The 7733-nt window shown below is 47.5% G+C and carries 8 protein-coding genes; 4 read left to right on the top strand and 4 right to left on the bottom strand.

Annotated elements, in window-relative coordinates:
* Positions 1-849 precede the first annotated feature (849 nt).
* The gene (locus LZP69_RS15800) at positions 850-1413 is read left to right on the top strand and encodes a NapC/NirT family cytochrome c (RefSeq protein ID WP_234201685.1); all 564 of its coding nucleotides are present in this window, start codon (positions 850-852) and stop codon (positions 1411-1413) included.
* A 440-nt stretch (positions 1414-1853) separates the two neighbouring features.
* Here the strand turns inward: LZP69_RS15800 and LZP69_RS15795 are convergent, their stop codons facing one another.
* The 4 genes from LZP69_RS15795 to LZP69_RS15780 are packed head-to-tail and all read right to left on the bottom strand — an operon-like array spanning position 1854 to position 4652.
* The gene (locus LZP69_RS15795; RefSeq protein ID WP_234201684.1) at positions 1854-2303 is read right to left on the bottom strand and encodes a thioesterase domain-containing protein; all 450 of its coding nucleotides are present in this window, start codon (positions 2301-2303) and stop codon (positions 1854-1856) included.
* Between the two features lie 2 nt (positions 2304-2305).
* On the bottom strand, positions 2306-2746 hold the full coding sequence (dtd, locus tag LZP69_RS15790; RefSeq protein ID WP_234201683.1) for a D-aminoacyl-tRNA deacylase: 441 nt from the start codon (positions 2744-2746) through the stop codon (positions 2306-2308).
* Between the two features lie 26 nt (positions 2747-2772).
* Positions 2773-3717: an alpha/beta fold hydrolase gene (locus LZP69_RS15785; protein ID WP_234201682.1), complete on the bottom strand. Its 945-nt coding sequence runs from the start codon at positions 3715-3717 to the stop codon at positions 2773-2775.
* Complete coding sequence (locus LZP69_RS15780; protein WP_234201681.1) at positions 3714-4652, bottom strand: virulence factor BrkB family protein; 939 nt, start codon at positions 4650-4652, stop codon at positions 3714-3716. Before LZP69_RS15780 ends, LZP69_RS15785 begins: the two co-directional genes overlap by 4 nt.
* Before the next feature lie 86 nt (positions 4653-4738).
* Here LZP69_RS15780 and LZP69_RS15775 point away from each other — a divergent pair, with 86 nt between their 5' ends.
* The 3 genes from LZP69_RS15775 (at position 4739) to LZP69_RS15765 (ending at position 7637) form a co-directional block, all read left to right on the top strand.
* Positions 4739-4966, top strand: a complete 228-nt coding sequence (locus LZP69_RS15775) for a hypothetical protein (protein WP_234201680.1) — start codon at positions 4739-4741, stop codon at positions 4964-4966.
* Between the two features lie 229 nt (positions 4967-5195).
* Positions 5196-6413, top strand: coding sequence for a 4Fe-4S binding protein (locus tag LZP69_RS15770; protein ID WP_234201679.1), 1218 nt, complete (start codon positions 5196-5198; stop codon positions 6411-6413).
* 453 nt (positions 6414-6866) lie between these two features.
* On the top strand, positions 6867-7637 hold the full coding sequence (locus tag LZP69_RS15765; RefSeq protein ID WP_234201678.1) for a hypothetical protein: 771 nt from the start codon (positions 6867-6869) through the stop codon (positions 7635-7637).
* Positions 7638-7733: the final 96 nt, after the last annotated feature.

Here is a 7733-nt window from a genome sequence, read left to right as displayed (position 1 = left end):
ATATGTGACGGGGTATTACAGTCAGCTGAGACCACATCAATATAACGGTGGGCTGACACCCAATGAGTCAGAGCGAAGATACTGGCTTGAATACAAAACCGTGGCCAATTTTAGTTGACCACTACAAACAGACCCAAAGTGTGCGACGCAATGACCACCGCCGACGCTGTCACACAGAGACTGACAATCGAGTTTAGCTAATGTACCGACATCCTGGTGAGTCATGGAACACAGAGCACCCTCATGGCGCATCGTATCCATACCGGCATCCATAGCTGGCATCGTCATCGATATTTGACTGTCATTATGAAGCAATGATAACAAGGCAATGGGCATTCCCATCGCAGGCGTCAGGATAAACTGGCCTGTTAAGATAAGAATAAATAGCACTTTTATTGCACATGTTTTCATAAAAGTCAGATTTTCACACTCATGTTTACACGCTCAGGTTTACACAGAGATTAGGTTTACACAGAGAGAATAGAGTCATGGCGCACTGGCCAGTATCTATCTAGACGTAATAGACTCGGAATAGTTCAAGCTCACTGGCTAAAAATCCCTAGCAAGGATCAAATCGTGAACTAAATCACACAAAATTCACTATTTACTTCAGTATGTTTCGCTCTTAACACTCGACTGAACTTGCTATAAGGCTATCTATGAATTAGCTTTAGTAAATATGAATATATATTACGCAAAATAAAATTATTTGCTTATATCAAACAGAGTTAGAGCTAGCTCTCATTTTGCGGTATTAAAGCCAGAACTCTGATTCCGTTCTGGTTATACTCCCAGCTACAGAGATGAAGTAATTAAAATTATATATTTTTATATTTTGGAGATAGAGTGATGAACTGGCGTGCACTATTCAAACCAAGCGCGAAATACTCAATATTGGCCCTGTTAGTGGTTGGTATTGTTGTTGGTGTTGTAGGTTACTTCGCAACCCAACAAACCTTACATGCAACCAGTACAGATGCTTTCTGTATGACTTGTCACAGCAACCACTCATTAAAAAATGAAGTGTTAACTTCGGCTCACGGCGGTGGACGCGCGGGTGTTACAGTACAATGTCAGGACTGTCACCTTCCACACGGCCCAGTTGATTATTTAATCAAGAAAATTATCGTATCTAAAGATCTCTACGGCTTCCTCACTATCGATGGCTTCAACACCCAAGAATGGTTAGACGAAAACCGTAAAGAGCAAGCTGATTTAGCACTTAAGTATTTCCGTGATACCGACAGCGCAAACTGCCAACACTGTCACACTCGTATCTACGAGAACCAGCCAGAAACTATGAAGAAGATGGCGAAGAGAATGCACGAAAGCAACTTCAAGAAAGATGCTGACAAGCGTAAGACTTGTGTTGATTGTCACAAAGGCGTGGCTCACCCCTATCCAAAAGGATAATCTGAGCCCGACCCGAGTCCAGTGCTAAGAAACCCACTTCCGAGTGGGTTTTTTTATACATGGATGTATTTATCCCCGAAGGCTAGGGCCAAAAATATTCCCGATATTTTTTAGCATTTCCTCCATCCCTGGAGGTCAGATGGCCTAAGAGGGGGGTTTATACATGTACTAAAAATGTTCCTGACATTTTTTTAGCATTTCCTCCATCCCTGGAGGTCAGATGATCTAAGAGATGAGTTATCCCCGAAGGCAAATGAAGCCCATGAGCACCTCATACCTGATAAATGGCAACGGGAATCGAACGCAAACACGCATAAATTCATCCCTGAAGCTCCATCAAGCCGTCCCTGACTTGAAGGGTTTGCTTATCAATTCCCATCACCTTCAGACGCAAAATTAATGACTCTTTATGCCGCGCATGTTATCCCCAGTTGCCAGACCTAGCCGACAGGCAGGCTCACATAAGTGCCCTCAAACTCGGCGCAGCAGCTATCTTCACAATAGAGTTTCACCGTCAGGGCCACTTTCACTCGCTGCCCCTGAGCAAGCGCCTTCATATCCACCCTCGGCCAATCCACCTTAGCCACAGGCGAGCCTGTCACAGGCGCAAGATAACGAATGTCAGCCTTAGCCAGCACTATATCCCCCTCGACCCGACTCAGCCGCTGATTAATCCAGACAGCCCCCCAACCCGTTAGCGTCATCAGGGTATAGATGCTGCCAGCAAACATGGTCTGGTGCAGGTTGATATTGGGCGCCAAGGGCGCTGTCACAAAAAACTGATTATCAAGGTAAGACTCAGGGCAGATCTGCATAAACTCGCTGACCGGGATAGTGCTATGCCAGGTCTGTTTTAGCTCGCTCAATAATTCGGTTATGGCTTGGCTCATACTCATACCTGCAGGTTAAAGGTGACGGGACCATCATTGACTAAGCTCACCTGCATGTCGGCGGCAAACTCACCGGTTTCCACCACCAGCCCCTTCTCGCGGCAATACTCGACGAAGGCCTGGTACAGGGCTAACGCCTTCTCAGGATGAGCCGCGCGCTCGGCAAAACTGGGGCGCAAGCCTCTGGAGGTATCGGCTGCCAGGGTAAACTGGGAGACCACCAGCAGACTGCCGCTAACTTGCTGCACATTGAGGTTCATCTTGTCATTTTCATCGCTGAACATACGATAATGGATCACCTTGTGTGCCAGCTTCTCCATCTTGGCCAGATCATCATCCATCTCGACACCGAGCAACACCAACAGGCCCTTCTCGATGGCGCCGACACATTGCCCCTCGACCGTCACACTCGCCTGCTTTACCCGCTGAACTAATCCAATCACTTACCACTCCTACTACTTGCTGACGCTTATAAACATTTTACATAGCGGACCATCTGCCGCACCGCCTGAGCGATCGCCTCACCCATATCTTCCTGGGTGAAACTGTGGCCGCCCAGTGTTACCAGACGGCAAGCCAGTTTAGCCGGGCCATATTGGGTGAGAAAATCATCCACCAACTGTGCCGGGCACACCCAATCCTGCTCCCCTTGCAGGATCACAGTCGGCGCCTGTAACTCGCCCGCCACCTTTTTCAGCAGGGGATAGGCTCCGAAATAATGGTGCCTAGCATAATGCAGTTCGAGCCTTGCCAGCACTCGGCTCGGCTCAAATATCGGCTGTTCGACGGGCCTTTGTGGTTGCGCCAAAGTCAGCTCCCAATTGAGCCAGCGTTGCAAAAACTCCTCTCTCACATCGGCCTTTGCATGATTAAAGCCCTGCTCAAACTGCTCAAACAGGGCCGCGAGATCCGGCGCGCCCTGAGGGTTGAAGCACTGATAGGCTTCTGGGAATAACTGTGCGGCGCCGCGATCGCCATAGAGCCAGCGCATCCCAGCGGCCGAGGGGATAAACATGCCCCAATAGACCTGGCTCAGGACTCTAGCAGGATAGATACAGCTGTAGAGGTAACCTAAGGTGGCACCGAACGAGCCACCGAGCAGACACCAGCGCTCAACTTCGGACCAGCGACGTACCCTCTCAATATCTTGCAACAGACTCAGCAGATCGTTGTTGGTCAGCATGCAACAGGGTCTGGAGCGCCCCGCCCCACGCTGATCCAGCATGTAAATATGCACATCTTTATCGGTAAAGAGTGTCAGCTCATCACCACTGCAACCATCACCCGGGCCGCCATGGAGGTACAAGACAGGAACCCCTTGTGGGTCACCATATTGGGCCAGGAAGAGTCTATGCCCATCGCCGACGTCCAACCAGTCCTGTCGAATTAAAGGATGAACTGCGAGTGAACTCACTTCTGAGTCTCTTTGCGACCGACCTTATCCTGCGCTGCGGGTGTGGACTCACTTTCGGACGATAACGCCTCCTCATACAGGGGCAGTAAACGTTTATCCAGATACTCAGGCAAGGCCGCAGTGATCTCAGCGCCAATCAGCACTATGGTCCAGGAGAGATAAACCCATAAAAACAGGATAGGGATAGTTGCCAACGCCCCATAAATCGCTTCGTAAGTAGGGAACTCCGTTAGATAAAATGCAAAGGCTTTCTTACCAAACTCAAACAACATGGCAGCGACAATCGCCCCCAGCAAGGCATGGAAAAATTTGACTTTAGTGTTAGGCACCACCATATAGATCAGCAGGAATGTCGCCACAGAGAAAAACATCGGCAGACGCTGAACCAACAAGGGGATCACCCCGCTGAAATCGGTTCCGCTAAACAGCTTGAGGGAGACCACATAGGAGGTCGCCACTAGGCTCGCCCCCATCAACACTGGCCCTAAGGTCAGTACCATCCAATACATAGAAAATGAAACTACCACAGAGCGTTTCTCTGTGGTTCGCCAAATCCCATTGAGGGATTTATCGATATTGGAAATCAACAGAATGGCGACCACGACTAGGGCGCCTATCCCCACAGCGGTTCCCTTAGAGGCGTTGGCGACAAACTCATTAATGTACACCTGCACACTGTCCCCAGCCGAAGGAATAAAGTTTTCATAGATAAAAGCCTCGATATGACTGCGGATCCCTTTAAACACAGGAAAAGCCGACAGCATAGACATGGTCACCGCCACCATAGGCACAAGCGACAGTAGGGTGACATAAGCAAGATGCCCTGCACGCATATTGATCTGATCTTCAGCTAAACGCTGCTTCAGATGAATCAGAAATTCCCAGATGGCTGACAGAGTGGAGCGAAATAAGCTTAAATCGACTTTTTTAATCACGATATTCTCTTGATTCAGATGGTATAAACTGCGTAATCTAGATTACAAGTTTATCAAGCTTTGATACAAGTGTAGGGAAAAAATAGATGTCACAACAAGGTTCTACAGGTAATGTTATCGCCGCGCTGGGCAGTTTTTTATTTCCGGGACTGGGGCAATTGGTTCAAGGTCGCTTACTCGCGGCGCTGATGTTTTGTGCTATTACGCTTGCGGGCTATGCACTCTGGTGGCTTATCGTCCCCGGCATAGTCGCCGTCATCATCCACCTCTGGTGCATCATAGACGCGGCAAAATTCAGAGCCGCCCCCTTTTAATCGCGCCCATCAACTCAACCTATCACACCTAACACCAGCAGGCCGATCAAAACCATGGGCCTGCTAACTTTGTTGAACCATTAATCGCTTGAGTTACAACATTTATCACTAAAACACTCGCCCAAGGTCCATTTTGCGAGAGCTAGTGCACACTCCCACAAACTCAAGCGAACTTTAGTCAATCATTATGTTCTCATTGACACAAGTCCTTGGTTGGGTTTTCTAAAAGATGAGCAGTATCGAGTCATTAACACTTATATTGGCGCTGGTTTATGGCATCAGCCTACTCTACTGGAGCGGGAAAAAATGGGGCGCTCTGGCAAGTGCAGGGCTACTTATCGCGGCGCTGACCCTTACCCTCTACTGGCCCTTCTTTATTGCCCTGCTTATCGCCACAGCCAGTCTGATATTACTCAACAGATCCAAACCTGAACTAGCCAAGGGCGAAGTCAGGCCCAATCAACTTAGGGAAGTGTTCCAGCACCTGTTGGCCCTGTCCATGTTACTGGTCGGCGCCCAGTTTGCCGCAAACAGCCTCATGCTCAGCATGGGCGTCACCCCTTGGTTGATGCGTCCCGATGTCGGTGATGCCTTTCTCCCCATCGCCGGTGGCCTGATATTAAAAGCCATTATTAATCTTGGTATCTGGGATCAACACCACCCGGCCGCAGCAGTGATGCTGTTCGTAGTATTACTCACAGGATTACTCTGTAAACGGGCGTTTTGCGGCTGGGCCTGCCCATTAGGATTAGCAGGGGAATACCTGTATAAACTCAGAAAACGCCTGATTAAACGCGAGTTTACGCCACCCGCCTGGCTCGACTGGCCGCTACGCATGGTGAAATACCTGATTTTAATCGGCCTGATTTATATTATCTCTGGCATGCCTTCACCCGCAATCCCCCACTATCTTGAAGGCCGTTACCATAAGATTGCCGATCTGAAGATGGCACTCTTCTTTATCACACCAGGACTTATCACCCTGGCCTGTTTCGGCTTGATCCTGTTCCTCGCCGCCTGGCGTCGGCAGGGGTTTTGCCGCTACATCTGTCCCTATGGCGGCCTGCTTGGGATCTTAAGCTTTGCCAGCCCCCTGAAGATACGCCGCAGTCAGCAGCATTGCCTGATCACCACCAAGGGATTGAACTGCGACAAATGTACCCGCGCCTGCCCGGCCAATATCAAGGTACATCAGCAAGCAGTGGTCCGCTCCGATGAATGTCAGGCCTGCATGCGCTGTATCTCCGCCTGCCCGAAGAAGCAAGAGGCGCTGCATTTCAGCACCCGCAACGGCATCAAGCTCTCGGCGCGCGGACTCACCATAATGTTGATCGCCCTGCTGTTCATGATCCCGCTGATTGCTTATACCAGTGGTTTCTGGGTCAGTCAGACTCCTACTGAGATCAGGATGTATCTGATCCAGCACCTGGATGCCATTGGGCATTGATGGTTTTGAGCCTTGGAATAACGGTGAGGACTTGGTTGGCTAGCCGTTAGGCATTTTTAGCTATTAACCTGCGGCTCCCTTTGTGCAGATGCGGCTTCGGGGTGCTTTACGCCATCCGTGGCCGCTCTGCGAAATCATCTGACCTCCATGGATGGTGGAAATGCCGAAAAATGTCGGGAACAGTTTCGGCCATGGCCGCTTAACGAAAACATCCTGTTTTCGATACCCTCAGCTGCACCTACACTGAATATTTCATCTGCCTGCATCTGGTACGAAACGAGTTATAGCTGACTCGTTTTTGCCCCTTTCCGTGTTTCGCATGACTGAACTAGCTCTGCTTGGTACTGTCCTGTTGACCAAATTTCAGTAATGCTACAAAGTGTCTAGTGAAGTAGTGGCGATTCAACATGATGTTTTGCATTAGTTTTTATTCATTTGCATGGATTGGTGAAAATGATCAAGTCAGAGATGTTTAACCCAAATAAAAGCTTTTTGAGTTTACCAATAGTGTGGTTTACCGTTTCTACTTTTTTGTTGTTATCATGTGTAAGCACAGCTTTTATTATTTATAAGTCGAACTTAGAGTTAGACTTGTCATATAATGGTTTTAATTCGTTCATTTCTATTTTTAAATTTCCTCTTGGTATATCAGCTTTAATTATTCCCATTATCGCGCTATTAGCTGCCAACCACCGTTCAGAACAAACGAAAGAGCAAATAAGAGTAACAAATGCTCAAAATGTCTTTTCAAATTACTATAAGCACATTGAAGAATTTACAAAGTATCTTTCGGAGCGAGTAGATACAAATATTGATTTGAGATACGCACATAGTAAGTTTTATCCTCGTGCATCCGAGGGGGATTATGAAATTGATCCCAAATTGATTGACATGTTGGTTTTGCTCGATCAACTCCCAAATGATTTGTTGAAAAATCAACCTAAAACAATTAATGAACCTTTTGACGCTGAAGATTTAAAAAAAAATTATTTTGAATTACTTTATAGTGTAGGTGCCTATATTGACAGAGAAAATGTTGAAATAAGGTTTGCTACTGGTAGTTCAGATAATGAATTTGACAACACCTTTCTTTATGTTGCGATCAAGTTGATTCAGGATGCTAAGTATTTGATTCATGATGTAGAAGTTTTCTGTAAGTTTTCTATTAATTACCAGAGCCAATGTAAAGTTATTTGTAGTGGCATAGTGAATTTGGCCACCTGAATAGACGAAGTGATAGACTCACTTCCAGAAAAAAGGTGGTAGAAATGAAGAACACAAGACCGACATTCAGTGCAGAGTTCAAATTAGAAGCTGCGC

This window comes from Shewanella sp. AS1 (assembly GCF_021412565.1).
Taxonomy (GTDB): domain Bacteria; phylum Pseudomonadota; class Gammaproteobacteria; order Enterobacterales; family Shewanellaceae; genus Shewanella.
Note: the sequence above shows the minus strand (reverse complement) of the source record. Positions and strands in the feature narration are given on the sequence as shown.